Raw genomic sequence first — 26,735 nt, forward strand, 5'->3', positions numbered from 1 at the left:
CAGACAAAGCGGTTAAAATAAGTCATTTTACAAATCAGCAACGCCACTAATTACTCCAACTCTTGTTTTTCTGGTAGGCAATATAGCAATCATATAAATTCAAACCGACGCACATAACGTATATAGTTCGGCTCTGAAGCTTAAAAACAGAATATAAAGCGAACAATTATCTTGATACCGCCTGACGCTACACCTTGCTGTCGAAGGATGGGGCTGTTCTTTCAAAATTAATTTAAAGCAAAAAGTAATGAGCAATATGAATATCATACCGCTCATCTATTTCATTACTGCCAATAGGTAGCTTTTATCAGAAATATCTTCTTAATTTTTATTTTTCTCTTCAGCTTACTCTGCTAACTGCAAAATTTTGTCAGCAACAGCCATGCTTTCTTCATAAAGCATTTCTCTACCCCATCGCTGCAATTGTTGACCAAGCAGATTCTCAGTATTTTGATCGAATAAGGGAGTTACCTGCTCAATATAGCAAGATTGCGCTCCCCCACCAGCCTCCATTCTCATACAGCCTGTGGTACTCGAACACAACACCGTGCAGCAATCAGCTTCTTCGTTAGTTGAAGTTAAGCGTAAGCTTACCAAATCTCCAGGAATATCTCCCCAATCTGCGGTGGGAATGCCTGCTAACTCTACTTCAATGGCGCGCTGTTTGTCGTCAGTAAGTTTTACTTTACGAATGTCATAGTCTCCGCCTTCAAATTGATATGCCACGGGAGTCCATTTAAGACGACTGGCTAACCAACCTAAAAACATTAATGCTTGAGAATGATTGCCTCGCTCATAATCAATTGTGACCTGATCGACTTCGTAAATTGCCTTTCGTCTTTCTGGGGGATCAAAAGCAGCAGCACTTAATTCTTGCCAGGGAGCTAGTCTGCGCCAGTTGATGTCTGCTAAGGCAGTATCTTGCTTGACTAATTTCGCTAAAGATTTTAGGTCAGCTTCGGGGTGAACAAAGCTACTAGAATCAAAAATTACTGTGTCACTAGCAGATACCAAACGTTGAAATAAAGGATGTTCAGGAGTTGGCGTGGCTTTCCACCAAACAAACTTGGGTAAGTCGGCGATCGCCAGTGCTGCAATAATACCGCCAATTCTTTCTAGAGCCTCTGCTGTACCACTCAGGGTAATGTATTCACAGCAAACTAGGGTGTTTTTACTTTGCTTACTGATCGGACAGTATGCCGATACTTGAACTTTAACTCCCGTATCTTCTCCCAAGATGGGGCAAAGGGTAACAATGCGACAGGGATTAGAAGCGGCGATCGCATCTGCCGTTGCTCCCTGAGAATCTGGGCTATAGCTAACTGCTGCGGTTTTATTTTCTAGAGTTAGCTTATCTTCTGCTTTGACTTGAGCAAACTCAGTTTGTAATTTATTGATCAGTGCCTCGTCAGATTTACCTGTAACTTCCATGCTATAGGCTTTTTGGGCTGCTTTGATTGCAGCTTCGGTTCTCGGTCCTGCAATACCGTCAATTGGGCCAGTGTAAAATCCTAAAGAGGCAAGTAGTTGCTGTGTACCATCTGGCTCATAAACTATCAGGCTAAAAGTTGCTGCTCTAGTGACGGCTGCTGCATCCTCGTCTCCTCCCTGGCTTTGCCAAAGCGATCGCAATTCCGCTTCAATTTCATCGATGGATACGTCTTTTGGTGCTTGTAACGATACTATTGGTGAAACCATAATCAATTAACATTTATCAATTAACATTTATCATTTAACATCTAATAGTTCATTATTCACTGTTCACTGATTACTGTTCAATGTTCACTGTTTAATGTTCAATGTTAAAGTCTTCTCCAGCTACGGCGATCGCGATTAAGCATCATTTCCGCTTCTGTGGGCTGCCAAGTTCCTGCTTCGTACTTAGGCATTAAACTCGGATCGCTAGGAGATTCCCAAGCATTGATTAAGGGCATGACAATATTCCAGGCAGCCTCAACTTCATCAGCGCGGGTGAACAAAGTTTGATCGCCTAACATACAGTCAAGCAAGAGACGATGATAAGCATCAGCCGTAGCCATACCAAAGGATGAACCATAGCTAAAGTCCATATTTACGGTTCTAGTCCGCAAATCGGGTCCTGGAGTTTTAGCTTCAAACTTGAGGGATATACCCTCATTTGGTTGAATCCTCATTGTCAGCACGTTTGGACTAGTTTGCTGGGCAGCCGATTGAAAGATTAGTAGAGGTACTTCCCGAAAATGAATGGAAATCTCACTAACTTTTTTAGGCATTCGTTTTCCTGTACGCAGATAAAACGGCACTCCTTTCCATCGCCAGTTATCTATCTCTAGTTTTAACGCCACAAAGGTTGGTGTAATAGATTCTGGATTTACTCCATCTTCTTGGCGATAACCTTTGACAGGCTGACCTTTCATCCAACCTTCCGAATATTGCGCTCTCACTGCCGACTGGTCTAAATTGGCAGCATCAGAAATATGAGTAGCCTGAAGCACTTTAGTTTTTTCATTACGAATACTATCGGCATCTAGAGAGTTAGGAGCTTCCATAGCCGTAATCGCAAATAGCTGCATCAGGTGATTTTGCAACATATCTCGTAATGCACCAGAGGTTTCGTAATAGCCTGCCCGTTCTTCTACGCCGACGGTTTCAGCAACGGTAATCTGAACATGATCGACAAATTGCCGATTCCATAAAGGTTCAAAAATAGCGTTACCAAAACGAAACACTAAAATGTTTTGGACAGTTTCTTTACCTAAATAGTGATCGATGCGGTACACCTGCTCTTCTTTGCAAACTCGCTGTACGGCACGGTTGAGAGATTGAGCAGAACTTAGATCTTTACCAAAGGGCTTTTCAATCACAATGCGGCTTTTGGCTGAATCATCAAGCATTCCCGCAGCACCCAACTGTTTTAAGGCTGGTTTAAAAAATTTGGGAGACACGGCTAGATAAAAAACGCGATTACCTCTAGTGCCTCTTTTTCCATCTAATTCTGCCAAAAAGTTCTTTAATTTTTCATAGCTTTCAGGTTCGTCCATATTGCCTGAGCAATAGAAGATACCCTGAACAAATTCATTCCATAGTTCTTCGTTACCCACCCCATTACCAAATTCTTCTATTCCATCTTTGAGGTGCTGACGAAAAAATTCGTGAGTCCAATCTCGTCTGGCAACTCCCACAATAGTCATCTCAGGAGGGAGACGACGTTCTCTTCTAATTTGATAAATTGCGGGAATTAGCTTGCGTTGAGTTAAATCACCTGATGCTCCAAAAATTACAATAATTGCAGGATCGGCAGTGCGCTCCTGCTGTAATCCTACTCTTAACGGATTTTCTTGTATTGCAACCATATTTAAAATTACTGGTTTTTATTTAAAAGTTTTAAGCTTTACTTTGGGTAAGTCAACGCGGGTGTGGAATAAGCTCCTTAGACGGGAGCATTTCCACCCGCAAAAGTCAAAAGTTTCAAATAGTAGTTCTTTTAGCCTTTCACAATTAGTATTTGACTTACTTTAATGTTCGATGCCAGATATGTTGATGGAAGCAAAAGGGAAAAGGGAGCAGAAATATGGCTTTTACTCCCTCATCCCTCATCCTTTATCCCTTCATTTATACCGCTGCTAACTGCTTAACCTTAGTTTCTAAAGATGACATCAATGATTCAAAGGGTTTGATAAATTTATCAATGCCTTCTTCAAGTAGTTCATCCATCACTTCATCCAGTTCAATATCAACGGCATCATCTTTCAAGCCATCAATTACTTTGTGTGCAGCATCTAAATCAGTTTCGATGCGATCGCCAGGATCGCAGTGATCGAGACAAGCATCAATAGTATTAGGGGGTAAAGTATTAACGGTATCTTTGCCTACAAGCTCGTCTACATACATGACATCATTGTATTCAGGGTTTTTGGTGCTGGTACTTGCCCAAAGTAGACGCTGTACTTTTGCTCCTTTAGCTGCTAATGCTTCCCATCGTTCACCACTAAAGATTTCTTTGTATTTTTGGTAGGCTATTTTGGCATTAGCGATCGCAACTTTACCTTTGATTGCTTCTAGCTTGGCTTTAGCATCACCACTGGCTGACTCTAATTTGCTATCAAGGCGATCGTCAATATTACTATCAATGCGACTGAGGAAAAAACTGGCAACGGAGGAAATCTTGCTAATATCTTCCCCTGCTGCTGCTCTTTTTTCTAGCCCTTTGAGATAGGCCTCGGCAGTATCAATATAGCTTGGCACTGAAAATAGCAAAGTTACGTTGATGCTCATGCCTTCGGAGATAGCCTGTTCGACTGCGGGCAATCCTTCTGGTGTGCCAGGAATCTTAATCATTAAGTTAGGGCGATCGACAACTTGATAGTAGCGACGAGCTTCTTCAATAGTGCTGTCATCGGTACTCTTAGCCAAACTTGGAGGAACTTCAATACTGACGTAGCCATCTAAGCCGTCACTTTCTTCATATACAGGCATAAAGATATCACAGGCGTTGCGAATATCAGTAAAGATTAAATCTTCGTAGATTTCCTGAACTGATTTGTTAGCTTTGATTCCAGCTTCAATTGCACTGTCATAGATTTTGTTACCAGCGATCGCTTTTTCAAAGATAGCGGGGTTAGAAGTAATGCCTCTAATTCCTTTATCGCTAATAGACTTTTTTAATTCTCCAGACTCAATAATGTCACGGCTAAGGTTATCCATCCAGATACTTTGACCGTATTGATTTTCAATTTCTAAAATCGGGTTTTGGGTAGGCATAAGTTAATTATTCTCCTATTAATTCACAACTGAAATTTGTAACCGTGGAAGGTAGTCAGACAAGGAATGTCTGGCTAAACTAGGGCTTGTTCTTCTGATTCGCGACGCGCCCAATCTTGGATAAAAGACTCTACTAGCTCTACATCTTCGGTGCTGCCAATCACTAGAGGCGTGCGTTGATGTAGCTTATTTGGCACCACGCTAAGAATGCGTTCCATGCCAGTGCTGGCTCTTGCCCCTGCTTGTTCAGCCAAAAAAGCTAACGGTGCAGATTCATATAATAATCTTAGCTTTCCTTGAGGATCTTTCTCCGTGCCTGGATAGAGAAATACGCCTCCTTGGAGTAAGATACGATGGAAATCTCCTACCAATGCGCCACTGTAGCGAGAAGTATAGCCTTCATGACGATGAACATAGCGAATATATTCGCGGATGGATTCATCCCACTGCCAGTAGTTTCCCTCATTGACGCTATAAACAGCACCATGCTTGGGAATGGTAATATTTTCTTCTGCTAAAATAAATTCCCCTAAACTGGGATCGAGAATAAATGAATGTACTCCTTTACCTATGGTGTAAACAAGTACGGTAGAAGGACCATATAAAACATAGCCTGCTCCTATTTGGCGATCGCCGTTTTGCAATAAATCTTGGGCTTTGCCATCTAGATCTTCTCCTTCTTGTTGACGCAGAGAAAAAATTGAACCCACATTTAAATTAATGTCTACGTTGGAAGAACCATCAATGGGATCGTACAAAAGCGTATATCTGCCTATGGGGCAATTTTCGGGTATGTAATAAGGTTTTTCCATCTCTTCTGATGCCAAGCGACAAACTAAACCACTTTGCTTAAACACAGATATAAAGACATCATTAGCATAAATGTCCATTTTTTTTACTGATTCGCCCTGGACATTGGTTTCTCCCGTAAATCCTAATGCTCCAGCCATTAAGCCAGCCCGACTCAAACGACGAGTCACTAATTTGGCTGCTAAAGCAATGCGATTCATGATCGCGCTAACGTCCTGTGCTTGAGTACTAAAATTAGAGAACTGCTGTAATACGTGCCTAGATAGCGTTTGGCAATCTCTATCTAGACTATATTCTGGAATGATTGCGTTATTTTCCATTTTTATTAACCTTTCTAAGCCTATGTCTCTACTTTCTTTAAAATTATGACCAAATAAATAAAAGATTGGTAAATTGACTGCTATTAAGTAGGTGGTTGTAATTGAATATAAGATGAATCGGTTCGGGACTGGGGACTAAGAATAAAATTTCGTCATCAAGTCTTATAAATTATTTGCCTACCTACTTAATTATATTAGAAAGACATTTTAAACCTGGGTCATAAGCTTAAGACTAGCTTCAGGTTATTAACTATTTTGCTATTTACGATACTAAATTTGAGGTTTACAATCCGAAATTGATGACAATATCGCCATAATGTTATTTGAATTTATTGCCTTGAGACTAGGCTTTTTATGCCTGGTAAGATCTCAGGCATTGATGACCGCAATTTTGTTCTATTTACCCATCCCTAGCTGTTGAGCTTTCTGGTAAACTTTTCCTTCTGTCAACAGCGAAGGAGCAATCACCACATCAACTTGCTGCATTTCTTTGAGGTTTTTTGCGCCTAAAGTACCCATACTGGTTTTAATTGCTCCTAGTAGGTTGTGAGTACCATCGTCAAGCCTAGCCGGACCGACCAAGATCTCTTTTATAGTTCCTGTTGTTCCTACTTTGATACGAGTACCACGAGGTAATACTGGACTAGGAGTAGCCATTCCCCAATGAAATTCTCCTCCAGGGGCTTCGGCAGCACGGGCAATAGGCGAGCCAATCATTACCGCATCCGCACCACAAGCAAGACACTTACAGATATCTCCGCCAGTAACAATACCTCCATCTGAAATTACTGGTACATATCTTCCTGTTTCGGCGTGATAGTCATCCCGCGCAGCAGCGCAATCGGCTGTGGCAGTTGCTTGAGGGACACCTACACCTAAAACTCCACGGGAAGTACAGGCAGCACCGGGCCCAATTCCTACTAAGACAGCAGCAGCCCCAGCTTTCATTAGCTTCAATGCTACTTCGTAGGTCACGCAGTTGCCTAAAATCACGGGCATCGGCATCTGGTTACAGAAACTGGCCAAATCTAATGGCGCGATCGCTTCTGGAGAAAGATGATCTGTCGAGACTACGGTAGCCTGAACAAAGACTAAATCTGCTCCTGCTTCAGCTACGATTTTTCCATACTTACTCGCTCCTGCGGGAGTTAGGCTGACCGCTGCGATCGCATCCTGGCTTTTGATTTCTTTAATTCTGGTGGTGATTAATTCTGGCTTAATTGGTTCTGCATATAGTTCCTGCATCAAACCAACAAATCCGTCTTTTCCTACCGACTCAATTTTACTTAAAATTGGTTTTGGGTCGTCGTATCTAGTTTGTATCCCTTCTAAATTTAATACTCCAATTGAACCTAATTGCGAGAGTAAAACCGCCATTTTGACATCGACCACACCATCCATGGCACTAGCCAAGATAGGTACTTCGCGGGTAATTCCGCCAAGTTTCCAGGTAGTATTTGCCAAACTGGGGTCTAGTGTACGCACTCCAGGAGAAAGTGCGATTTCATCAAATCCATAGGCTCTACGAGCCTGTTTTCCGCGACCAATTGATATTTCCACGCTCTTTTACCGTTCCCAAAGCTTATTAGGATAGGCTATCAAATTTTATCGTCCTTTGAACATTGATTAATCGTAAAAATTTTTTAGCTGTTGACTATTAGCTTTTTCATAGACAGAATATTATCGAGTTACGTTGATTTTAGAAAAGAGCGATCGCGCCTTATAGAAGAAGTAAGCACTTAGGATAAGGTAAATAGTAATACAAACAAATTGTGCATCAGATCTATGTAATAAAAGAAATTGGATTATTTTAGTGAGCCAATGACAACTCAGAATACAACCCTAACAAAGAAAGACGCTATTCTAAAGTCTCGCGAAATCTTAGCGAACCCTCAAAAGTACGTTTTAATTGATGTTGAGACAACTGGCTTAACGGCTCAGGATGAAATTCTTCAGCTGGCTATTCTTAACCTTAGCGGGGATACAATATTTAACGCTTATTTTCTACCCAACACGAATATTTCCTCTTATGCTTACGCTAGCAATAATCTAACTATAGATACTTTACTAGCTCGTGGGGCTAAACCTTACAGCGATCGCGCCGATGAAATCGCAGAAATATTAGAAGGTAAAATAGTTTTATACTATGCAACTAGCCATTTAGATAAAATATTACTCAACAATACAGCAGTTAAGTACGGCTATCCAGAAGTAGTTGGTGAGTCTGTCGATATTTTAAGAATGCGCCAGGTAGTCGAAGGAACTAAACAATGTCCAAATGGCGGTAATCATAATGCTGTTAAGGATGCTCGTGTTTCTTTGGCTCATTTAAAAAACATTGCTAAGACTCCAGTTCCTGAATTGATGGATGTTGAGACTTTAGTAGCTTTACGAAGTAGTTTGGATGAAAAGAAGTCGGATTTAACGAGACAATTGAAGGATATTGATAACGCTCTCAAAGAACATATGCTTGCCTCTGGGGAACAAGAAATTACTACCATGAACGGTTTTAACATTACTCGCAAACTGAGTATCACTAAGACAAGACTAAAAGAAAACGTACAGTTATGTAATATTGACACTAAATATATACAACCCGCGACATTGAAAGCAACCGCCATTAAAAAAGCGATTAGCGATGGTGTCGATGTTTCCTGGTTTGCTGATTATATAGAAGATTTTACTATCGGGATAAAATCAACCAAATAAAGATTGGTTTGGCATAGTTCTGCATAACCAATGACTAAATCAGTTGATGTATATAGAGCCGATTGCTCTTTCGTAATCAGCAAATATTTGGGTTCGTTACTTATTAATTTGAGAGCAATCGCCTGTAGGGTGGACAAAAAACAACTAAAGCTGACTAAAGTTTCAAGAATAGCTTGTTGCCCACCAAACAATAATTCAAATCATCTCGATCATGCAGGATAGATTCTCAAACGGCGGTTTGGTTCGTCTCCAAAACTATCGGACTGTAAGCGGTAGTGTTCTATCAGTTCATGCTGCATTTTGCGCACTTTTGCCGATCGCGGTAATAATTCTACAGGTTGCCCTTGAGGAATTACAATTTGTTCTACAGCTAGCCTTGCCTCTTCTAACGCCTCAATTTCGTCATCACTGCCTGCTTTGCTAAACAATCTTAGATCGGTAGGTTCAGGAATATTAGGGTCATCTAGATTAAGAATCTGACGGAAGATGCGGCTAACTTGAGGAATGGTATTAGATTTGACTGTATAAATTGGAAGATGGCGATCTTGGGCAATATTACGCAGCTTAGAATGATGTTTAATTTGCGATCGCAATGCCACCACTGCATCAGCTTCGTCTAAATCTTTGGTCAGGATAATCGGCAAATCCAGCACTTCAATTACCTGCTCTATTTGCGAGCGACCAATACCATAGGCATAGATATAAACGGGCCAGTCTTCGCCATTGGGACCAGGAGTACGAATTTTTTGACTGTTAGCTTCTTTGGTTTGCCAAGACCGTTCGATCATGCCCTCAAAATCAACATTGTCCCGTTTGGCTTTGCCACTACCAAAAGCAAGAGGAGTCATTTTGCCCGACGCTCTTAATCCTTGAGGATGTAGGGCTGTAACTAGATTATTGTTTCTAGAAGGCAAAGGCTGAAAAGATGTCTTAGGTTCTTCGTGAATGATCGTCACTTCACCGCTGTCATCTACGGTTCTGACCTGGGCTGGTGGTTCGTGTCCTCGTAACAGAGTATCAATAGTAGCTGAAACATCGTCATGGACCACCCAACGTTGCCTTTCAAGCATTTCTATGGCGATCGCAAAGGTAGGCGGTGCTTTGCGTTCTAAAACCGTCTTCTGCGTCCTTCTACGGCGTGCCTCATCATCTCCAAGGGTAACGCTTTGGATTCCTCCCACTAAATCAGAAAGAGTCGGGTTTTTGATCAGGTTTTCAACGGTATTACCGTGGGCAGTTCCTACTAGCTGTACACCTCTTTCGGCAATAGTTCTGGCTGCCAACGCCTCCAATTCTGTACCAATTTCGTCGATGACGATTACTTCAGGGGTATGGTTTTCTACCGCCTCGATCATTACCTGATGCTGTAGTTCAGGACGAGCCACCTGCATCCGACGAGCGCGACCAATAGCAGGGTGAGGAACATCTCCATCCCCGGCAATTTCATTGGAAGTATCGATAATCACGACTCTTTTGCCTAGGTCATCAGCTAACACCCTGGCGATTTCCCGCAGGGCGGTAGTTTTGCCCACTCCAGGACGACCTAACAGTAAAATTGACTGTCCTGTTTCTACTAGGTCGCGAATCATGACAATTGTGCCAAAAATTGCCCGCCCAATACGACAGGTCAAACCAATGATATCTCCTGTACGGTTACGAATGGCACTAATACGGTGTAAAGTTCGTTCTATACCTGCACGATTATCAGTACTAAACATTCCTACCCGTTCAATACAGTGTTGAATTTCCTCTGGGGTTACGGGTTGATCACGAAGGTAGATTGCGCGATCGCGAAAACGCGCTTCAGGTAGTCTACCTAAATCTAAAACTACCTCAATTAAACTATCGCTATCCTGTTGAATATGCTCATCTAATTTAGAGCGAATTGAATCGGGGAAAATAGTAAGTAATTTGTCTAAGTTATCGGTAACCTGCATTCGATGAGAAGCTATTTCTGACTGCATCTTTAAAATATATTTGGTTAAATTATTAAAATTTAAGAGTTGAAATCCCAGAGGCTATTTCTTAATCTGATCAACTAGCTCACTAGCAGTTGTTACAGCCTGTTCGAGTAAATCTATATTTTGTTCGAGCTTTAAATTAAGCTGGTTCATTGGCTTATTGGTTAAATTAGATTGAATATTTTGTAGTTCGGTAGTTTCTAGTTGGTTTAAAACTGGAGCGAGAATTGCGCGAGCATAGCTTCCATAAGCCACTCCAGCCACTGATTTAAATAAAGAAGAATTTTGTTGCCTCAGCATCTTGCTTTGCTTTAGCTTATCTACCGTGTAGCTATTAGTACCTCCTGCAAGTTGAACATAGCCAGGCAGCTTTGCCTGTAAAACTTTTTGAGCAAAAGCGATCGCAGCATGGGTAGTTCCCTTGCCAATATCACCACTCATAGAACGTCCATCAGTCTGCCAAATCAAAGGACAGGGCAAAGGAGTAATTAGTTCATAGAGCGATCGCCAATAATTCAAAACATCAGGGGCATCGGTGCAGCTAATTGCTAACAGTTTAAGTTGCCCCACTATAGGCGCAAGATCTGTCCAGACCCTCTTAAAATCCTCATAATGCCCTACCTGGGTATGAATTTCAATTGCGTCTATTTTCAGCGATTGAACCCAAGATACAACAGATTTAACGTTTGAGACATGAGAACGAGTTGTAATTAATTCCTGGGGACAAATCGGCAGACAACGACCACAGCCATAACAAAGGCTGTCTAAAATCCCTCCTTTGTTTAAATCTATTGCCTCGGCGGGACATAATTGTACACAAGGTTGAGGACAATCCTGGGGACAGAGAGTTGCATCAAACTCAGCTTTACGGAAGTGAGGATCTTCTTCATCATTAATACTCACCATTAGCCAAGGGGAAGCAACCAGTGTCTTAGCACTATGATCCTTTGAAATAAGGGGTTGGGGGTTGGGAGTTGGGGTTAGGGAAAATGCTTGACTATCATAATTATTTTGCTCAACTAATAACTGAGTCTTTTGTTGTAATTTTTGGGCTACTTCAATTCCTTCGATAGCAGCAGCAATTACGGCAGGATCGGCAGCAACATCTATACAGTCAGCACCAGCCAAACTATATGCCACAGCTAGACTACGAACCGCGGGCAGATGCTGATAGCTAGCTCCACAAATTAGCTTAAACCAGCTACCTAGCATTAATGAATGTAAGGGATAAGATTGAACCACTCTTACATCCTAATATTTTGTCTCTCATTAATGCTAGGTTTTGCAAATAAAGCTTTAGGCTTCAGAAGTGATCGATGATCATCGATCATTATAATCACCCTGTAATTGCATTAAGCAATATCTCTGCTAAACTAATCCCCTGCATATCATCCATGGTAATGGTATTGACGATATCAAATTTGGCTCCCGCAGATTCTAATTGATCGTCTAAAGCCTTCAGAAATTGAGTCGCCTTGCGATCGTTCCCTACCTGAATCAAAGAAATACCTATTTCTTCATCTCGATCAATTTGACGGGAAGTTTCAATAATCACGCGCATGACTGCTTTATAATCATTAGGTTCACCATCAGTAATAACTATAAAAGTTTCTCCGTTAGCTTTAGCTTCTCCTGCTGCTTTACGGTCAAAATAATTATTGACCGCATCTAATAACACACTAGCTAAATCAGTACGACCCATAGGATCATTTTCTGCGTAGATTTTATTCACTTTATCAGCCGTAATATTGTCATAACGACGAAAGCGACTAGAGAATAAATAAACAGTAATGCCATCGGGGTCAATTTTTTCACACTCTTTAGCCAAAGCCAGAGTGGATTCTTGGGCAGATTCCCAACGAGTTTTACCCCCTGGACGATCATTAGTCGACATACTGCCACTTTTATCAATGATTAGTGTGTAGTCGCGGTCTTCGACAATAGAGTTATCTGCCATAATGTCACAATCTTTTTTGCTGCTGGGTTTCTCCATTTAGCCTATTACAAGGTTGAACTGAACTGTGAAAAATAAAAATTTTTCACAGATTTGGTTAATGTCATTCACGATTTTAACTAGGCATTCATACTTAGTTGACTAGGAATAATTGTAAACAGATATTGCAACCACTGGAAAAATGTTTGAATATTCTATCAATCAGTGAAGCCTCCGCGATAATCTAAGTAATCTAGACATTCACAGAATAATTATTCAGGAGAATTTTAATGGATAACGAGCTACACAAATATAAGATGATTTGTACTTTGAAATTTGGTGATATTTACGGTCAAATAATCATTTGGTTAATTGTAATCTTTATTAGCTTGGCTACTACCCTGGCGTTATGGAGTAGTACCAGACAAATTTATGCTTTGGCAACGGTGGGAATTGTTTTAGTGCTGTCTTTGCCTTTTCTGCTGTTTGCTTTTGTAACTACCTTGCTAAATAGAATTGAGTTTGTACCTATGGAAGAAGAACTATTTAGCAAAACTGTTAGAGGCTCAAGTTCAAAAATATCTAGCGCAGAATCTAGAGCATAAGCTAGCTAAAGAATAAATTATGAAGGATGAGGGCGCAGGAAACAATTTACCACTTGCATTGTTCCTCATTCCTTATTCTTAACCAAATAAACTGTATCTTGTGCAAGGTATAAGCGAAAAATATCTTTGCTACTTACGTAGATCCTCACTCTTCATTTCTCATCCCTTAATCAAGCTCCCATACCTGAGTATTGCTTTAAACCTTTGCGCCAAAGCCAACGATTAGCCACAACAAATAAAGTTGTCCAAGCAATTATAATTAAAATACTTTTAACAACATCTACAGGTAAACCCATTAGCAATGCTGCGGGAAAGTGCATTACGTAGGGAAATGGAGTCCATGCCACCACTCGTCTAACGTTATCTGGAAAAACTTCCAAAGGAGCAATTGTTCCTGAAAGAAATATATAAAATAAAAACCAAAACTGTTGAATCGCACTAGCCCTTTCTGTCCAAAAGGCTAACATGGCAAAAGTGTACTGGATCGCAAATTGTAAAATAAATGCTAAGGCGATCGCAATTATTCCCAATAATATATTTTTACTCTCTGGAATCCAGGCTGCATCAGGATAAAGCACAAAAAACAAACCACAGAAAACAACCATTAAAGGTACACGGGTCATTTTTTCCGCTAGGTGTCTGGCGACATGATGCCATACAGGGTCAATTGGCTGTAATAGTCTCAGTGACAGTCTTCCTTCTAAAATTTCTCGTTCAAACTCCCAGATGACCCAGACAGTAGTTAGCTGACGCACGATAAAAACACTAAAAAAGTATCTGGCAAAATCTATTGGACCAAGGCTAAAGTTATTATTTTGAGCAGCCTCTATCCATACCCCCATCAAAATAATTGGCAAGGAATTAGACAATGCCCAGAGAAATATTTCGGCTCTATATTCCAGCATATGAGCATAGTGAGCTAAAAAAAGCGTTCTAGCCTTTCTTGTATTTAACATTAGTTTTGAGTAGCTGAATTTTACATTGAAATTAAATCGTAAACTTTACCGTAATAACGAGTTTCTATGATTGTTTTGTATTTTTTCGTCCATTCTTCGCCAAAGTTTTGTTCAAATTCTGACATGAATTCTTCTGACATAAAATTGGTAAGTTGTTTGGTAAAAATTAAATAAGCAAGCTGGACAAAGAAATAATCGTCTTGACTAGCTATTTCAATTAATATTTCCGCTCCATCGATTTGATATAGCATCAAAATAGTGTTGGCAGTAATATCTTGATAGCTGCTTTCGTCATCATGCCATTTAGTTTAATCGCCGATACAGGACACTCGATCGCCTCAACGATATCAAACAATAGAAAGTAATTTGTTCTAAATCAGGATGTGAATATCAAATTCAATGAGTTTTTGAAGCTGTATTCAAAAGTGCTAGCTAAAGGCTGAGAGCTAAAAGCTGATTTTAAAGAAGATGCTTGTAATGAGGTGAGTCTTTTAAAGACTTCACTATTTCCTTGATATCTTGAGTATGGTCTTTATCGACCACCAAAGTTACATTGCCATCGCGAACGATCACTACATCTTTTACACCAATAGTCACAATCACCTCATCACGATTGCTGGCATAAATAATAGTATTTTGAGTATCTTTGCTAATATGATTACCTAACTCTACATTGTTTTTGTCTCCTTTAAGGATTCGTTCAACACCATTCCAGTCTCCTAAATCGTCCCAGCCAAAATTGGCAGGCAAGACACAGGCTAACTGCGTTTTTTCCATCAGAGCATAGTCTATGCTCTGTTTGTCTAGTTCAGCATAGGCATCTTTGCCTTTTTTTGACAACAAATCCAGTAGATTAGGAGAATATTTCTTTAACTCATCTAAAAGAACCCCTATTTTAAAGATAAATATGCCACTGTTCCAGCTATATTTACCAGTATCAATAAAGGATTGAGCAGTAGTTTTGTCAGGTTTTTCTGTAAAACGACTCACTTTATAGACAGGTAAACTATTAAATTTACCTTTTTCTATACCCTGTTCAATGTATCCATAGCCTGTAGCTGCCTGATTGGGGGCGATGCCCAAGGTGACAATAGATGGCTCAGACGCAGCTTGCTGGGCTGCTGCGTCCAGAGTTTCCTCAAAGGCTGCAAGATCGTTAATCCAATGATCCGCAGGAAAAAAACCGACAATAGCATCTTCACCATGTTTTTTTGCTACTTCTAAAGTTGCCCAAGCAACTGCCGGAGCAGTATCTTTACCCTGGGGTTCAATTAAAATATTTGACTCTGGCAGATCGGGTAGCTGTTTTCTAACTCCATTGGCAATAATTTCTGAAGTAATAACCCACAGGTTATCCCAACCACCTGCCAAATTTAAAAGGCGATCTGCCGTGGCCTGCATTAAACTTCGATTACCACCATCAAGGCACAAAAATTGTTTTGGTCTCTTGAGACGACTTACTGGCCAAAAACGTTCTCCTTTTCCGCCAGCCAAAATAATTGGGATTAATTTAGTTTTCATTGATTTTTCCTTTACAGTGTGGCTTATGAAAATGGTTGGCAGTCTTGATAATTTGATTTTGTACGCGGCTATATTGATTAATCAACTGGTTCTGATTAGGGTAGTACTATAAAAAATTGAAATATTACCGACTTTTAAATCGTTTCCCTGTAGTTTAGGGGCAGATGCGGGGGGTACCCCTTTCTCACCGCTATTCCACGCCCAGTGGTTTGTCACACAAAAAAAGCGTAAATACCAAATCGCAATGGGCAGAGAGATAATTACTTGTTTGATACAGCTAAAATTAATCGGCTTTTTGCTTATCAACTTTAATTTAAGAATAGTTTTAATTCAAGAAATATTTTTTTATCAATAGATATATTAGTCAGAGATTACTCCGCCGCGTCCGACATGAACGCCTGGGGAAACCCCAGGCGACGCGGACTTCTAAACGGACGAAGCCTGCTCTGACCGTTGGTCAACATCAGTGGATAATTTGTGCTTTACAAAATAAAATAGTGTATGAATAGTGAATCGTCTCGTAAAAAAGATAGAACTTTACCTCATTTTGGAGGCGGGAGAATAGTTGAATCTAGTGATAATGAAATTAAGTTTGCCAAATTGACAAGAGAATCAAATACTGCTTATCGGTCAATGAATACAAAACCGATTACCTTATTACATCAACCTTTATGGTTTTGGCAAAAGCATTCCCAGTGGTCTTACTTTAAGCAGGGGCTTTTTTGGGGAGGAATTATAAGTTTTACCGCAGCATTTTCTGCTGGATGTGGGGTTGCCCTAACTAGAATTAATGTAGTGGAAAAAGCGATTCAGCGCGGTCTTTGCGAGAGGAAATGCTGCTTCGCAAGCAGCATATTCCACTCTCGCGGTGGGGGTTTCCCCCATGAGCGACACAGCACTCCTTCGGAGTGCAAAGTCCCGAAGGGACGTTGGCGCGAATGCGCCGTTCAAGAAGCGATCGCCCAAGGAATTAAAGCCAATTCTAATCTAACGGGATCTTTAAATCAAGCTGTTCTTAGTCGCCCTATCGACCTACTATTGATTGAGGTTGAACCCGATACAAGCAGCATGGTTAAGTTTTCTAGTACCTCCATCGGTAAAACTAAAGCAATTTTGGTGCTGCAATTCGATCCTGATCATGGGGTGGCAAAGATAATAAATATTCCCACCGACAGTCGAGTAAAAATTCCTGGATTTGGTTGGGGAACAATTGCTGATGCTCACCGATATGGGGGTGTACCTTTGGTATCTCAAGTACTAACTCAGTTAATAGAGGAAGTTAATATTAATCGCTACGTGCGTGCCACTCCTGAAGTTTTTCAGCAGCTTGCTGCTAGCAGTGAACTTATTTTAGACAATTGTGATTCTAGAATTGCCGACTGTTCCAATAAAGTAGGGCAAATTATCAGACAAGAAGATACTTTAAAAGCTATTCACCAACATCTTAATATTCCTGCTTACTTAGCTAATTTTCAGGCAGCAGTTACCGATATTAAGCCTAAATTAGATACCGATCTATCTTTACCAGAACTAATGTCCATAGCTAATTTTGTCAAGGATTTAGACCCAGAAAATATTACTGCAAGTCTTCTGCCAGAATATGTCCCATGAGAGGCTGTTACAGCCGATAATCGACCCAATTCCTCTAAATCCATCAAGGCGCAGTCTATTTTTACTACGACTACCAACACTACAGAAAGCTTACCAAGTCCTATTTTAAATTTTACTATTGCCGTCCAAAATACTACCGATAGCCCTGAATTAGGGACGGAAGTCGTTAATTATCTGCGTCAACAAAATTTTAAAAATGTTTATTTAGTTGAGCATATACCGCTAAAATTAAAGCAAACTCAAATTGTTGTCAATCATAGTCACCTGAAAACAGCAAACTATGTAAAAAACGTTTTAAATTTTGGTAGATTAAAGCCTAATTTTAAATCTGAGCAACAAGAACTGACGCTCAAAATTGGCGAAGATGCACATAATCTTTCTGTAAATAATTGAGCGTATTAACCAACACTAACTTTTAAAATATACTATTCTTAAATTCATGATTTTATCCCAATTAAAACAACATTTACTTAACATCTTGGTGATTATAGCGATCGCCATAATCTGGGTATTATTAAACGCTACTCCAGCTATGGCTCAAGACAGTGCGGTAAATTATACATACAGTGAAATACGCAGACAGGATTTCTCTCACAAAGACCTTGTAGGCGCTGTATTTGCTGCTGCGGATGCTAGAGGTTCTAATTTTGAAGGTTCAGACGTGAGTAACTCAATCCTAACTAAAGGAATTTTTATTAATACCAACCTCAAGGATTCTAACTTCACTAGCTCTTTGATGGATCGTGTATCTTTTGAAAACTCTGATTTAACCAACGCTATTTTTAAAGACGCGGTTGCTACTAGTACCAATTTTGAAGGAGCAAATATTACTGGTGCTGACTTTACCGACGCTATTTTAGATCGCTATCAGATATCTCAGATGTGTAAAAGAGCAGAAGGGGTCAACCCAACTACAGGAGTAGAAACTAGATATAGCTTAGGGTGTAGAGATTAATTATTATAATTTAAACATTAATTGAGGCTGTTCAATTACATCCTGATAAAGCTTGATGTCATCCTGATACAGCTTTGATACGGCTTCGATTAGTTCATCATTGTAAAGAGATTTTGGCGAGGGACAACAGCCTTCTTGCTTCAGATTAAAAATCTTAGCAGGCTTAACCTGAGAATAATCATTATCTACAAACTTCAATTTGTCTAAACCATGATTAGTTAGATTACGAGCATCTATTATTTCCAAATCTATTTTTGCTTTGAGCGTAGTCATAACTTCAGCAAAATTTTCTAGACAAAAATAATCATCGTATTGCTTATAAACCATAAAATCTACTTGCGATCGCCAGTGTTGATCGCCGCTTTTGACGGTATTATTGTTTAATTCCTGAACAAATCTGGCAAAAGATATATGTTCCAACTCAATTTTTCTATCTATCAGATCATAAAATTTCCAGGCTACTCTGTCTCTAGAAACTATTTTATCCAGATACACACTTGCTAACCTGGCAAAGGGACAGCGCAAGATGGTAAATGTATAGTTAGCAACAATCAAGTCCGATAATTCAGCATTAAAAGTCTGATTATTTTTGTGTATCCAGTTAAAGTCCTCAGTATTATCAATACAGCCGTTGGCATAAGCAATAGAAGTTCTCATGGTGCTACAGGCATTTTTAGGAATAAAGCTGTAGATGGCGTTAGAACCATAAATTTGCATAGTATGCTGCTTGGCAAAATTATGCTTGGCATTTTCTTCTAAAGGTTTGTAATTGCTAGCAGAATATTTTAGGAATCTAATCATGAATATTTAATCTCACGACCTACAGTTGTTGAACTATTAGACAAAAAAATTAGGAGCATTTACAAACACCCCTAATTGATCATTAATCATTGAAATCTACATTCCAGGAAGATTCAAACCGCTGGTTAATTCTTCCATGCGCCCGCGCATCATCTCTGTAGACTGTTCATAGGCAGATTTCATAGCGGCGGTTACAGATGCAGAAAGAGCTTCTGCGCCCTGAGACATAGCATCAGGGGAAATTTCTACACGACGGGGTTCTTGATTACCACTCATAACTACTTTAACTAGTCCGTCTTCGCTAGTTCCTTCAATCTCTAGCTGTTCCAATTCATTTTGGAGTTGTTGCGCTCCCGCTTGGACTTCCTGCGCCTTTTTAAAAGCATCAGCAAGTTCTTTCATTTTTCCTAGTGGACCAAATCCTTTTCCTGCCATATCTATATCTAGTTGTTAGCTTTTATATTAGTGACTACGAAATTAACGAGAACAATAAGTTTAGCCTAGAAAGGAGAGATCTAAAATTCTCCAATTAGCTTAACCTCTGGCTCTAAAGATATTGAACAATGATATTCTACTTTTTCTTGAGCATAGCGAATTAATTCAAATATATCTTTGGCGGTTGCCGTACCGCAGTTAAGAAAAAAGTTGGCATGGCGATGAGCTATTTGAGCATCGCCAATTTTATAACCTTTCAAGCCAAGCTGTTCAATCAATTTTGCTGCTGCATGAGGTTGAGGATTACGGAAAACGCTACCACAGCTAGGCAAATGATAGGGCTGAGTTGTCTTGCGCTGTGTCCAATTTTGGTTAGAAAGCTCGATCATTTCGGCTTTACTATAGCCTGGCTCAAGCTGCATTGTCGCTTTAACTACCAGACGATCGCCCCCCTGAAGATTCGATGTACGATAGCTATATGCCAATTCTGCTGGTGTGACTTCGGCAATTGTACCGTCAGGAGATAAGACGGTAGCACTGACTAAAATATCTGCCATACAGGATGTGTGCGCCCCTGCATTCATCACCACACCCCCGCCTACCGTGCCTGGAATACCTACTGCCCACTCCAAGCCCTTTAAGCCTCTTTTCGCTGCTTTCCAAGCTAATTTAGCGAGCGCCTCCCCTGCATCAGCAGTTAATAAACCTGTTTGGGAGTCAAATTCATAACTACGGAAATAGCGAGTCGAAAGCACAAAACCAGGAATACCGCGATCGCTAATTAGTAAGTTTGAACCAGCCCCTAGCAAAGTCAGGGGGATATCCTGAGCCTGATACCATTCAAAGCTAGCTTTAAGCTCATCCCAATTTCTCGGTGCAGCATACCATTGGGCATTTCCACCAACTTTGTATGAAGTCTGATTTGCCAAAGATATTCCAGACTGGATTAGATTGTTCATGTCATAGTTATTAATTGCTGAAAAAGCTTATTTTGGGCGTGGTGGGCAAATATTTGTTTTTTAAATACTTGATAAAGCATTTTTTTTTAGTTTGCCCAGCCTACTGGTACTCATTGATGATTGCGAGATAGTTACGTTGCGGGTCTATGACCCGTTGCGAGACAAAACCGTTGCGGGGGTTCCCCCCGTTGAGGTTATTGTCGAGGGCGAGTAAACTGTCGAGGTTGATAATTGTTCATTGATACAGGGCAATAGTCTTAGGGATTGATTGATTTAGATTACCCGCACCCAGAAACATTGCTAAATCTCCTGGCTGCAATATTTCTCGGTATAAAAAGTCGGCGATCGAGTTAACGTCAGCATGGTAGTGAACATTGCTGTGATTGGGCGCGATGCCTTCTAGCGGGCGTGGAACAAGCCGAACTGAATTCGGCGTTTCCGCCCGCTCTAGCTTCGCAATCGCTTTAACTAAGTCCTCTGCACTAATTCCGAAGGTGTTTTTTTCTCCTGCGCTATAAATATCAGCGATCACAACCACGTCTGCGTTTTTCAAAACTGCTGCAAACTCAGTTAAAAAAGTCTTGGTGCGACTATAGCGATGAGGTTGAAAAATCGCCACCACTCTTTTTAGATCGTCATTCCCTGATACCCTCAGCTTACCAGCAGCTATAGTAACGTCAATTTCACTAGGATGATGGGCATAGTCATCAATAAAAGTAATACCGTTAACTTCTCCCCGATGTTCAAACCGCCTTTTTGTACCTGCAAATGTCGAGATAGACTGAGCAATAGTGGCAAATTCTAAACCTACCTGTCTGCCCACGGCGATCGCAGCTAGAGCATTACTAAGGTTATGTTTCCCTAACATTGGTAACTGTAATTTTCCCAGATATACTCCCCTCTCCCAAATTTCAGCATTACTTCCTTGACCATGATAGATAATATCTTTGGCTGTGTAATGTGCGCCTGTAGAGGGGTCAAGACTATAGCTAATAGTTAACGCCAATTCGTCCCGAATAATTGGATCATCAATACAGCCAATTAGAGTATTACACTGTCCCGCAAAAGTCTGAAAGATGTCAATTACTTCGCGAATGTCTTGATAGCGATCGGGATGATCTAGTTCAATATTGGTAATTACGCCGATATTAGGGTGATGCTTAACCAAAGAGCCATCAGATTCGTCTGCTTCAGCTACTAAATATTCTCCCTGTCCGCAGCGCGCATTACCGTCCCAAGCATCAACTTCACCGCCAACAATGATAGTTGGATCGACACCGCTTGCTAGCAGCATATAGCCGATTAAGCTACTGGTAGTAGTTTTTCCGTGTGTTCCTGAAACCGCTATTCCTTTATACTGTTCAATTAAAGCTGCTAAAAGATCGGAGCGATGAAAAATCGGGCAGCCTAGCTCCACCGCTGCTTGATATTCGGGATTAGTAAGGGCGATCGCTGTCGAACAAATAACCTGGGGTAAAGAATTGGCACAATTATTTACCATCTCAACTGCTGGGATAATTTCCGCTTGTCCTCCCGCAGTTACTGGTAACGGTTGAGGCTCTCTACCAGGAAAAGTAAAAGAATTGATATTACTTGCCTCATGACCATAAAAAATTTTAACTCCTAGAGTTTCCAGGCGATCGGTAATATGGCTAGAACGCAAATCAGAACCAGACACTGGCAGTTGACGTTGAGCAACGATGTATGCCAGAGCCGACATTCCGATTCCACCCACACCGATAAAGTGAAATGGTCTACCATTTAAATCTATCTTTGTCACCCTTTTGTTTCCTCTCATAACACAAAAACTCTGCTCAAGAATCACAGATTACTCTATTGTTCTAATGTTGAGTAGTCTAAGACTTGACATCGCTTTAAACAATACGGGCTATGATAACAATATTTTTTTGAACTTAGGTATAAACAATAGCTCGTAGATAATTAAATTTATTTTTCAAATAGATATATTTGAAGAAATTACCGATAAATCAAGAGTTTTTTTACTTTAAAGACAACATTTTCGGATTTTTTAATCTATGTTAATGTTGAGCGAACTATTTGACCTCTTTTTTCGCCTTTATAGACCTCCAAACTTATTTATAAATAGGGTCTTGAATTATGCTTACTTTACGATATGATGAGTCTTATTAAGAATGTTTTAATCTATTAACCTAATAAAATTAGAGGGCAAAAAATAGTGGTCAGAGTAGCGATTAACGGTTTTGGACGTATTGGACGTAACTTCGTCAGATGTCTATTAAGTAGAGGCAACGACACCAATTTGGAGTTGGTAGGTATCAACGATACTTCCGATCCTAAAACTAACTCTCACTTGTTGAAGTATGACACTATGCTGGGTGTTTTAGATGCGGATATTAGTCATGACAGTAACTCTCTGCTCGTCAACGGCAAAACAATTAAGTGCGTATCCGATCGCAATCCCTTGAACTTGCCTTGGAAAGAATGGGACATCGATCTGGTTATCGAGTCTACTGGTGTTTTTCGTGATGCCCCTGGTGCTGGTAAACACTTGCAGGCAGGAGCAAAGAAAGTAGTTATTACTGCCCCTGGTAGTGGTCCTGATATTGGTACCTATGTAATGGGCGTTAACGATGATCAGTACAAGCATGGTGAGTTTGACATTCTTAGTAATGCAAGTTGCACTACAAATTGTCTTGCTCCCATCGTTAAAGTGATCGATGAGCAGTTTGGCATTATTAAAGGGGCGATTACTACTACCCACAGTTATACGGGTGACCAACGTATTCTTGACGCTAGCCACCGCGATCTTAGAAGAGCTAGAGCAGCAGCCGAAAATATTGTACCTACCTCTACTGGTGCAGCTAAAGCCGTAGCTCTTGTATATCCGCAGGTAAAAGGAAAGCTCAACGGTATCGCCATGCGCGTACCTACTCCCAACGTTTCTGTAGTTGATTTGGTTGCTCAGGTTGAAAAGAAAACCATTGTCGAAGAAGTTAATGGAGCTTTGAAAAAAGCAGCAGAAGGAGAACTTAAAGGCATTTTAGCTTACACCGATCTACCTTTAGTCTCTTCTGACTTTAAAGGTACTAACGTTTCTTCGACCATTGATGGACAGCTAACTATGGTCTTGGATGGTGACATGGTTAAAGTCATTGCTTGGTATGATAACGAATGGGGTTATTCTCAGCGTGTTGTTGACCTAGCTGAACTAGTTGCCAAAGAAATGTAAGATTGAAGGCTAAAGCTTTATAACTGATTTTGTTAGACACCTCTCTAATTTGCTTAGGCGGGGTGTTTTTTGACTAAATTTTTCAAATTGCCTGTTATTATAAGTACAGATATATGTACTTATTTTATGCTATCTAAACAAACAAACTACACTAACTTACGACGAAACTTAGCTTCGATATTAGATGAAGCGATCGCGCGATCGCGACGTTATCATTGTCACCCGACAGGGCAAAGAAGACGTGGCAATTTTGGCAAAGTCATGAACTTTCAAATATCTTAGAAACCTTACATTTATTTAGATCTCCTGCTAATGCTCAAAAACTAACAGCAGCTATGGAAAGGGCTGATACGATCGACAATGAACCAGCTTCAAAATCAGAAAGCCTAGCAGAGCTTTGTCAGGAGTTGAGTATTGAGCGGTAAAGCCGTTATTTTTGAGCGGCAATTTCGGGATGATTTACGTTGGTGGGCAAAAAAAGATCGCAAAGTTTGCGATCGCATTTTAGATTTAGTCGAAGCAGTAATTGCAGATCCAGTTAAAGGCATTGGTAAACCTGAAAAGTTAAAATATTTACCCCCGATCTCGTTGGTCGAGAAGAATTACCCAAGAACATAGACTTGTGTATCAAGTAAGCGATGAAAAACTAATTTTATTGCAATGCCGTTATCATTATTAGACTCTTTATTTCATTTCAACCGCACTTTGGGTGTAAAACTTAAAAAGTTAGGATCTACATCTAATGTGAATTAAAAATCTCTAAAAAGCTTCAATTGAGCAGTATTTTTAAATTTATTTTGATGTTTGCGTAGCTTATTGAGCCGAACTTTATGCAAGGATCGTAGTAGCAAATCCCATCAACAAGAAATTTTTCAGGAAATTGAAACCTTAATGAAAGCCTATTTGAAAAACGATATTGGTGATGAAGTAATTAATAATAATTCAATTCAACCTTGGGAAAAACTAGCACAGTTATATCAACTTAATTCCCGTCAAGGCTTAATCTTAAAATATGCAGCCAGTTACCCAGAAATAACCATTCAAAACTGCGAGGCAATGTTCCCCATTGTTTAAAGTATAGTCATTTCAAATAGAAAGCAAGTGAATAATTTCTTTAACCCAGGCGCGATCGCCTTAAGCGATTGGTTGGTCGCAGGACTTCACAACAAATACTATATTAATGCGGAGTTTTTCTACCAGGGGACTTTGCCCTCCTGCTCAAAGAAGCCACCAGTTGGCCCATCATCTTCAAGCAGTGCCAGACGCACTGGCTCAGTGGCTCCCTCTTCAACGGGTTTTCCCATATTTCCAGTCGCGTCAGTTGCCGTAAACCCAGGCGCGGCTGAGTTTACTTTGATAGAGGTGCCTTGCAACTCAGATGCCAACTGCACCGTGAGCATATTCAGCGCCGCCTTAGACGCCCCGTAGCCTAACATTCTGTATTGCACAGACTTATACGTCGGGTCGCCATTGAGCGTCAGCGATCCCAGACCGCTCGATATATTCACAATACGACCGCTAGCTGACTGTTTGACTAAAGGCAGCATGGCTTGTACGACTCGCAGCGTACCGATAAAGTTGGTGGCGAAGATGCGTTCGACGGCGGCTATATCTGTCTTTATCGGCAGTCCGTCAGCAGAATCGGCGATACCAGCATTGTTGACCAAAATGTCGAGCCTGCCAAACTTATTTTTAATCGTTTCGACGGCACGTTCTATTGTGTCGGAACGCTCATAGTCAATTTCAATTGGCTGCACGTCTCCAACATCCTTGAGCTTTTCCGCCGCAGCCGCGCCGCGTTCCATATTGCGAGTGCCGAGTAGTATAGTGCAGCCCTTTTGAGCGAGCTGGCGCGAAATCTCAAAGCCGAGTCCCTTATTTGCTCCTGTTACCAGAGCTATTTTAACATTAGCCTTCATTTACTGTTCTCTCCAACTGTGTTGTAAGTTTATTTTGTAAGATACCTGCGAAAAGAGTAACGCTGTTATTTATGTAACGCCTTCTAGGGTGATGACCACTTTCATCGCAGACACGCCCTTCTTCTAAGCTTCTAAACCAGCTTGAATAGACTCAAGACCCTTGCCAATGACCCAAGGCTCAGGAGCGGCAACATAGCTACCCTCAGCGAGAGCTTTTGCCAGGAAATCTACATAAACAGCTTGACTGACTTCGTTGTCTTTAAGGGTAGAGCCAAAGATTTGCTTGGCGTTAACAGTGCTGGGCTTGTTTTCTGGTATAGGCAAAGTCGTTGAAACAAATTTGTTACCGATGCACTTGTCGACAACCTCGTAGCAGGCTTCAGGATCTCCAATAAGGACGCGATCGCCAGGTTTGAAGCGCGATACCCCACTGCCGACCTCCACGACTTCACCCGCGACGTCATCGCCAAGAATGAGAGGGTATTGCAGCCAGTCGAATAGGGCTTCATCTTGCAATTTCCAATCGATTGGGTTAACGGCCACCGCGGCATTCTTGATGACAATTTCATTCTCGCTGGGTGAAGTGTAAGGGGCTGGCTTGACCTCGAGCGGAGATCCTGGTTTCGGCTGCCACGCCGCTGTGTTGGAAGATATTTTCATTTTAATTACCTCTTGTCTCCTAATTATGTAACTATAGTCATTTTCTATTCATACAAAACCTTGTTTATGTGGATGAAGCAGGATTCGATAACCGAGACGATTATCCCTATGGTTATAGCCCCAAAGGAGAAAGATGTTAGGCACTCAAATCTGGTAAAAGAAATGAGAGAGTAAGTTGGATTGCTGCATTCAAAGAAGGAAAAGTGTTTGCTCCGTTAACTTTTGAAGGGTCATGTAATCGAGATTTATTTGAGACATGGCTTAAAGAAAGTTTGATTCCTCAACTTCAACCTGGAAATATCATTATTATTGATAATGCTACTTTTCATAAAGGACAAAGTATTCAAGAAATAGTAGAAGAAGCAGGGTGCCAGATTTGGTATTTGCCCTCTTATTCTGCCGATCTAAACAAGATAGAGCGTTGGTGGTCGGTTCTCAAAACTTGGATGAAGCAGAGAGTTAAAGAATTTGAGACTGTTAGAGAATGTGTTGATACAGCTTTCAAAAAATGTCCTAACGTATATGCGTAATGCTATATTAAACATAAAAAGATCAAAAATACCTGAAAAATGTCGAAGAGCGGTTTGAGAGCGATCGTCATTATCTGTGATTAGTTGTTGTAAGACTCT

The 26,735-nt window shown here is 40.6% G+C and carries 25 protein-coding genes and 2 pseudogenes; 10 read left to right on the forward strand and 17 right to left on the reverse strand.

Annotated features, from left to right (window positions below):
• Positions 1-345: 345 nt before the first annotated feature.
• From opcA to SLP02_RS09895, 5 genes are all read right to left on the reverse strand, one after another.
• Positions 346-1,698 carry a glucose-6-phosphate dehydrogenase assembly protein OpcA gene (opcA, locus tag SLP02_RS09875; RefSeq protein WP_319420487.1) on the reverse strand — a complete coding sequence of 451 codons (1,353 nt, stop codon included), beginning with the start codon at positions 1,696-1,698 and terminating at the stop codon, positions 346-348.
• Positions 1,699-1,802: 104 nt separating this feature from the next.
• Positions 1,803-3,332: a glucose-6-phosphate dehydrogenase gene (zwf, locus tag SLP02_RS09880; RefSeq protein WP_319420488.1), complete on the reverse strand. Its 1,530-nt coding sequence runs from the start codon at positions 3,330-3,332 to the stop codon at positions 1,803-1,805.
• A gap of 259 nt (positions 3,333-3,591) precedes the next feature.
• On the reverse strand, positions 3,592-4,740 hold the full coding sequence (gene tal / locus SLP02_RS09885) for a transaldolase (protein ID WP_319420489.1): 1,149 nt from the start codon (positions 4,738-4,740) through the stop codon (positions 3,592-3,594).
• Between the two features lie 74 nt (positions 4,741-4,814).
• The gene (gene fbp, locus SLP02_RS09890) at positions 4,815-5,870 is read right to left on the reverse strand and encodes a class 1 fructose-bisphosphatase (protein WP_319420490.1); all 1,056 of its coding nucleotides are present in this window, start codon (positions 5,868-5,870) and stop codon (positions 4,815-4,817) included.
• Between the two features lie 396 nt (positions 5,871-6,266).
• On the reverse strand, positions 6,267-7,430 hold the full coding sequence (locus SLP02_RS09895) for a GuaB3 family IMP dehydrogenase-related protein (RefSeq protein ID WP_319420491.1): 1,164 nt from the start codon (positions 7,428-7,430) through the stop codon (positions 6,267-6,269).
• 261 nt (positions 7,431-7,691) lie between these two features.
• Here SLP02_RS09895 and SLP02_RS09900 point away from each other — a divergent pair, with 261 nt between their 5' ends.
• Entirely contained in the window at positions 7,692-8,579 is an 888-nt protein-coding gene (locus SLP02_RS09900; protein ID WP_319420492.1) for a 3'-5' exonuclease, read from the forward strand.
• Positions 8,580-8,788: 209 nt separating this feature from the next.
• Here SLP02_RS09900 and SLP02_RS09905 read toward each other — a convergent pair whose 3' ends face one another.
• The 3 genes from SLP02_RS09905 to SLP02_RS09915 form a co-directional block, all read right to left on the reverse strand.
• A complete protein-coding gene (locus tag SLP02_RS09905) occupies positions 8,789-10,543 on the reverse strand; it encodes a R3H domain-containing nucleic acid-binding protein (protein ID WP_319420493.1) in 1,755 nt (584 codons plus the stop codon).
• Positions 10,544-10,597: 54 nt separating this feature from the next.
• Entirely contained in the window at positions 10,598-11,752 is a 1,155-nt protein-coding gene (locus tag SLP02_RS09910) for a Light dependent period protein LdpA domain-containing protein (RefSeq protein WP_413467357.1), read from the reverse strand.
• Positions 11,753-11,876: 124 nt separating this feature from the next.
• The gene (locus SLP02_RS09915; RefSeq protein WP_319420495.1) at positions 11,877-12,497 is read right to left on the reverse strand and encodes a vWA domain-containing protein; all 621 of its coding nucleotides are present in this window, start codon (positions 12,495-12,497) and stop codon (positions 11,877-11,879) included.
• A 266-nt stretch (positions 12,498-12,763) separates the two neighbouring features.
• On the opposite strand from SLP02_RS09915, the gene SLP02_RS09920 reads away from it, so the two are divergent.
• Positions 12,764-13,078 (forward strand): hypothetical protein, encoded by a 315-nt coding sequence (locus SLP02_RS09920; protein ID WP_319420496.1) that lies wholly within the window; start codon positions 12,764-12,766, stop codon positions 13,076-13,078.
• A 170-nt stretch (positions 13,079-13,248) separates the two neighbouring features.
• Here SLP02_RS09920 and SLP02_RS09925 read toward each other — a convergent pair whose 3' ends face one another.
• From SLP02_RS09925 to SLP02_RS09935, 3 genes are all read right to left on the reverse strand, one after another.
• Entirely contained in the window at positions 13,249-14,034 is a 786-nt protein-coding gene (locus SLP02_RS09925; protein ID WP_319420497.1) for an ABC transporter permease, read from the reverse strand.
• A 20-nt stretch (positions 14,035-14,054) separates the two neighbouring features.
• A complete protein-coding gene (locus tag SLP02_RS09930) occupies positions 14,055-14,285 on the reverse strand; it encodes a hypothetical protein (RefSeq protein WP_319420498.1) in 231 nt (76 codons plus the stop codon).
• A 208-nt stretch (positions 14,286-14,493) separates the two neighbouring features.
• A complete protein-coding gene (locus tag SLP02_RS09935) occupies positions 14,494-15,555 on the reverse strand; it encodes a mannose-1-phosphate guanylyltransferase (RefSeq protein WP_319420499.1) in 1,062 nt (353 codons plus the stop codon).
• Between the two features lie 501 nt (positions 15,556-16,056).
• Between SLP02_RS09935 and SLP02_RS09940 the strand changes: the two genes are divergently transcribed.
• The 3 genes from SLP02_RS09940 (at position 16,057) to SLP02_RS09945 (ending at position 18,121) form a co-directional block, all read left to right on the forward strand.
• Complete coding sequence (locus SLP02_RS09940; protein ID WP_319420500.1) at positions 16,057-17,166, forward strand: LCP family protein; 1,110 nt, start codon at positions 16,057-16,059, stop codon at positions 17,164-17,166.
• A 117-nt stretch (positions 17,167-17,283) separates the two neighbouring features.
• Positions 17,284-17,559: a LytR C-terminal domain-containing protein gene (locus SLP02_RS26605; RefSeq protein WP_413467358.1), complete on the forward strand. Its 276-nt coding sequence runs from the start codon at positions 17,284-17,286 to the stop codon at positions 17,557-17,559.
• Positions 17,560-17,605: 46 nt separating this feature from the next.
• Complete coding sequence (locus SLP02_RS09945; RefSeq protein WP_319420501.1) at positions 17,606-18,121, forward strand: pentapeptide repeat-containing protein; 516 nt, start codon at positions 17,606-17,608, stop codon at positions 18,119-18,121.
• 3 nt (positions 18,122-18,124) lie between these two features.
• Here SLP02_RS09945 and SLP02_RS09950 read toward each other — a convergent pair whose 3' ends face one another.
• The 4 genes from SLP02_RS09950 to murC all read right to left on the reverse strand — a co-directional run bounded on the left by SLP02_RS09950 (position 18,125) and on the right by murC (position 22,096).
• Positions 18,125-18,922: a sulfotransferase family 2 domain-containing protein gene (locus tag SLP02_RS09950; RefSeq protein ID WP_319420502.1), complete on the reverse strand. Its 798-nt coding sequence runs from the start codon at positions 18,920-18,922 to the stop codon at positions 18,125-18,127.
• Positions 18,923-19,018: 96 nt separating this feature from the next.
• A complete protein-coding gene (locus SLP02_RS09955; protein ID WP_319420503.1) occupies positions 19,019-19,357 on the reverse strand; it encodes a YbaB/EbfC family nucleoid-associated protein in 339 nt (112 codons plus the stop codon).
• A gap of 80 nt (positions 19,358-19,437) precedes the next feature.
• Positions 19,438-20,316: a UDP-N-acetylmuramate dehydrogenase gene (gene murB, locus SLP02_RS09960; protein ID WP_319420504.1), complete on the reverse strand. Its 879-nt coding sequence runs from the start codon at positions 20,314-20,316 to the stop codon at positions 19,438-19,440.
• A 235-nt stretch (positions 20,317-20,551) separates the two neighbouring features.
• Complete coding sequence (gene murC, locus SLP02_RS09965; RefSeq protein WP_319420505.1) at positions 20,552-22,096, reverse strand: UDP-N-acetylmuramate--L-alanine ligase; 1,545 nt, start codon at positions 22,094-22,096, stop codon at positions 20,552-20,554.
• Positions 22,097-22,513: 417 nt separating this feature from the next.
• Between murC and SLP02_RS09970 the strand changes: the two genes are divergently transcribed.
• From SLP02_RS09970 to SLP02_RS09990, 4 genes and pseudogenes are all read left to right on the forward strand, one after another.
• Positions 22,514-23,527 carry a type I glyceraldehyde-3-phosphate dehydrogenase gene (locus tag SLP02_RS09970; protein WP_319420506.1) on the forward strand — a complete coding sequence of 338 codons (1,014 nt, stop codon included), beginning with the start codon at positions 22,514-22,516 and terminating at the stop codon, positions 23,525-23,527.
• A 126-nt stretch (positions 23,528-23,653) separates the two neighbouring features.
• Positions 23,654-23,809, forward strand: coding sequence for a hypothetical protein (locus tag SLP02_RS09975; RefSeq protein WP_319420507.1), 156 nt, complete (start codon positions 23,654-23,656; stop codon positions 23,807-23,809).
• 132 nt (positions 23,810-23,941) lie between these two features.
• A pseudogene (locus SLP02_RS09980) lies at positions 23,942-24,206 on the forward strand (Txe/YoeB family addiction module toxin).
• 212 nt (positions 24,207-24,418) lie between these two features.
• Positions 24,419-24,601, forward strand: a complete 183-nt coding sequence (locus tag SLP02_RS09990) for a hypothetical protein (protein WP_319420509.1) — start codon at positions 24,419-24,421, stop codon at positions 24,599-24,601.
• Positions 24,602-24,720: 119 nt separating this feature from the next.
• Here SLP02_RS09990 and SLP02_RS09995 read toward each other — a convergent pair whose 3' ends face one another.
• Positions 24,721-25,446, reverse strand: coding sequence for an SDR family oxidoreductase (locus SLP02_RS09995; protein ID WP_319420510.1), 726 nt, complete (start codon positions 25,444-25,446; stop codon positions 24,721-24,723).
• A gap of 123 nt (positions 25,447-25,569) precedes the next feature.
• On the reverse strand, positions 25,570-26,106 hold the full coding sequence (locus tag SLP02_RS10000; protein WP_319420511.1) for an alcohol dehydrogenase catalytic domain-containing protein: 537 nt from the start codon (positions 26,104-26,106) through the stop codon (positions 25,570-25,572).
• Between the two features lie 59 nt (positions 26,107-26,165).
• Here SLP02_RS10000 and SLP02_RS10005 point away from each other — a divergent pair.
• A pseudogene (locus SLP02_RS10005) lies at positions 26,166-26,636 on the forward strand (IS630 family transposase); the annotation flags it as partial.
• Positions 26,637-26,735: the final 99 nt, after the last annotated feature.

This window comes from Pleurocapsa sp. FMAR1, assembly GCF_963665995.1.
GTDB lineage: Bacteria > Cyanobacteriota > Cyanobacteriia > Cyanobacteriales > Xenococcaceae > Waterburya.

Bases quoted from the DNA above. Each gene is read 5' to 3' on its own strand.
- opcA (WP_319420487.1), bottom strand. From the start codon at position 1,698: ATGGTTTCACCAATAGTATCGTTACAAGCACCAAAAGACGTATCCATC.
- zwf (WP_319420488.1), bottom strand. From the start codon at position 3,332: ATGGTTGCAATACAAGAAAATCCGTTAAGAGTAGGATTACAGCAGGAG.
- tal (WP_319420489.1), bottom strand. From the start codon at position 4,740: ATGCCTACCCAAAACCCGATTTTAGAAATTGAAAATCAATACGGTCAA.
- fbp (WP_319420490.1), bottom strand. From the start codon at position 5,870: ATGGAAAATAACGCAATCATTCCAGAATATAGTCTAGATAGAGATTGC.
- SLP02_RS09900 (WP_319420492.1), top strand. From the start codon at position 7,692: ATGACAACTCAGAATACAACCCTAACAAAGAAAGACGCTATTCTAAAG.
- SLP02_RS09905 (WP_319420493.1), bottom strand. From the start codon at position 10,543: ATGCAGTCAGAAATAGCTTCTCATCGAATGCAGGTTACCGATAACTTA.
- SLP02_RS09910 (WP_413467357.1), bottom strand. From the start codon at position 11,752: ATGCTAGGTAGCTGGTTTAAGCTAATTTGTGGAGCTAGCTATCAGCAT.
- SLP02_RS09915 (WP_319420495.1), bottom strand. From the start codon at position 12,497: ATGGCAGATAACTCTATTGTCGAAGACCGCGACTACACACTAATCATT.
- SLP02_RS09920 (WP_319420496.1), top strand. From the start codon at position 12,764: ATGGATAACGAGCTACACAAATATAAGATGATTTGTACTTTGAAATTT.
- SLP02_RS09925 (WP_319420497.1), bottom strand. From the start codon at position 14,034: ATGTTAAATACAAGAAAGGCTAGAACGCTTTTTTTAGCTCACTATGCT.
- SLP02_RS09930 (WP_319420498.1), bottom strand. From the start codon at position 14,285: ATGCTATATCAAATCGATGGAGCGGAAATATTAATTGAAATAGCTAGT.
- SLP02_RS09935 (WP_319420499.1), bottom strand. From the start codon at position 15,555: ATGAAAACTAAATTAATCCCAATTATTTTGGCTGGCGGAAAAGGAGAA.
- SLP02_RS09940 (WP_319420500.1), top strand. From the start codon at position 16,057: ATGAATAGTGAATCGTCTCGTAAAAAAGATAGAACTTTACCTCATTTT.
- SLP02_RS09945 (WP_319420501.1), top strand. From the start codon at position 17,606: ATGATTTTATCCCAATTAAAACAACATTTACTTAACATCTTGGTGATT.
- SLP02_RS09950 (WP_319420502.1), bottom strand. From the start codon at position 18,922: ATGATTAGATTCCTAAAATATTCTGCTAGCAATTACAAACCTTTAGAA.
- SLP02_RS09955 (WP_319420503.1), bottom strand. From the start codon at position 19,357: ATGGCAGGAAAAGGATTTGGTCCACTAGGAAAAATGAAAGAACTTGCT.
- murB (WP_319420504.1), bottom strand. From the start codon at position 20,316: ATGAACAATCTAATCCAGTCTGGAATATCTTTGGCAAATCAGACTTCA.
- SLP02_RS09975 (WP_319420507.1), top strand. From the start codon at position 23,654: ATGCTATCTAAACAAACAAACTACACTAACTTACGACGAAACTTAGCT.
- SLP02_RS09990 (WP_319420509.1), top strand. From the start codon at position 24,419: ATGAAAGCCTATTTGAAAAACGATATTGGTGATGAAGTAATTAATAAT.
- SLP02_RS09995 (WP_319420510.1), bottom strand. From the start codon at position 25,446: ATGAAGGCTAATGTTAAAATAGCTCTGGTAACAGGAGCAAATAAGGGA.
- SLP02_RS10000 (WP_319420511.1), bottom strand. From the start codon at position 26,106: ATGAAAATATCTTCCAACACAGCGGCGTGGCAGCCGAAACCAGGATCT.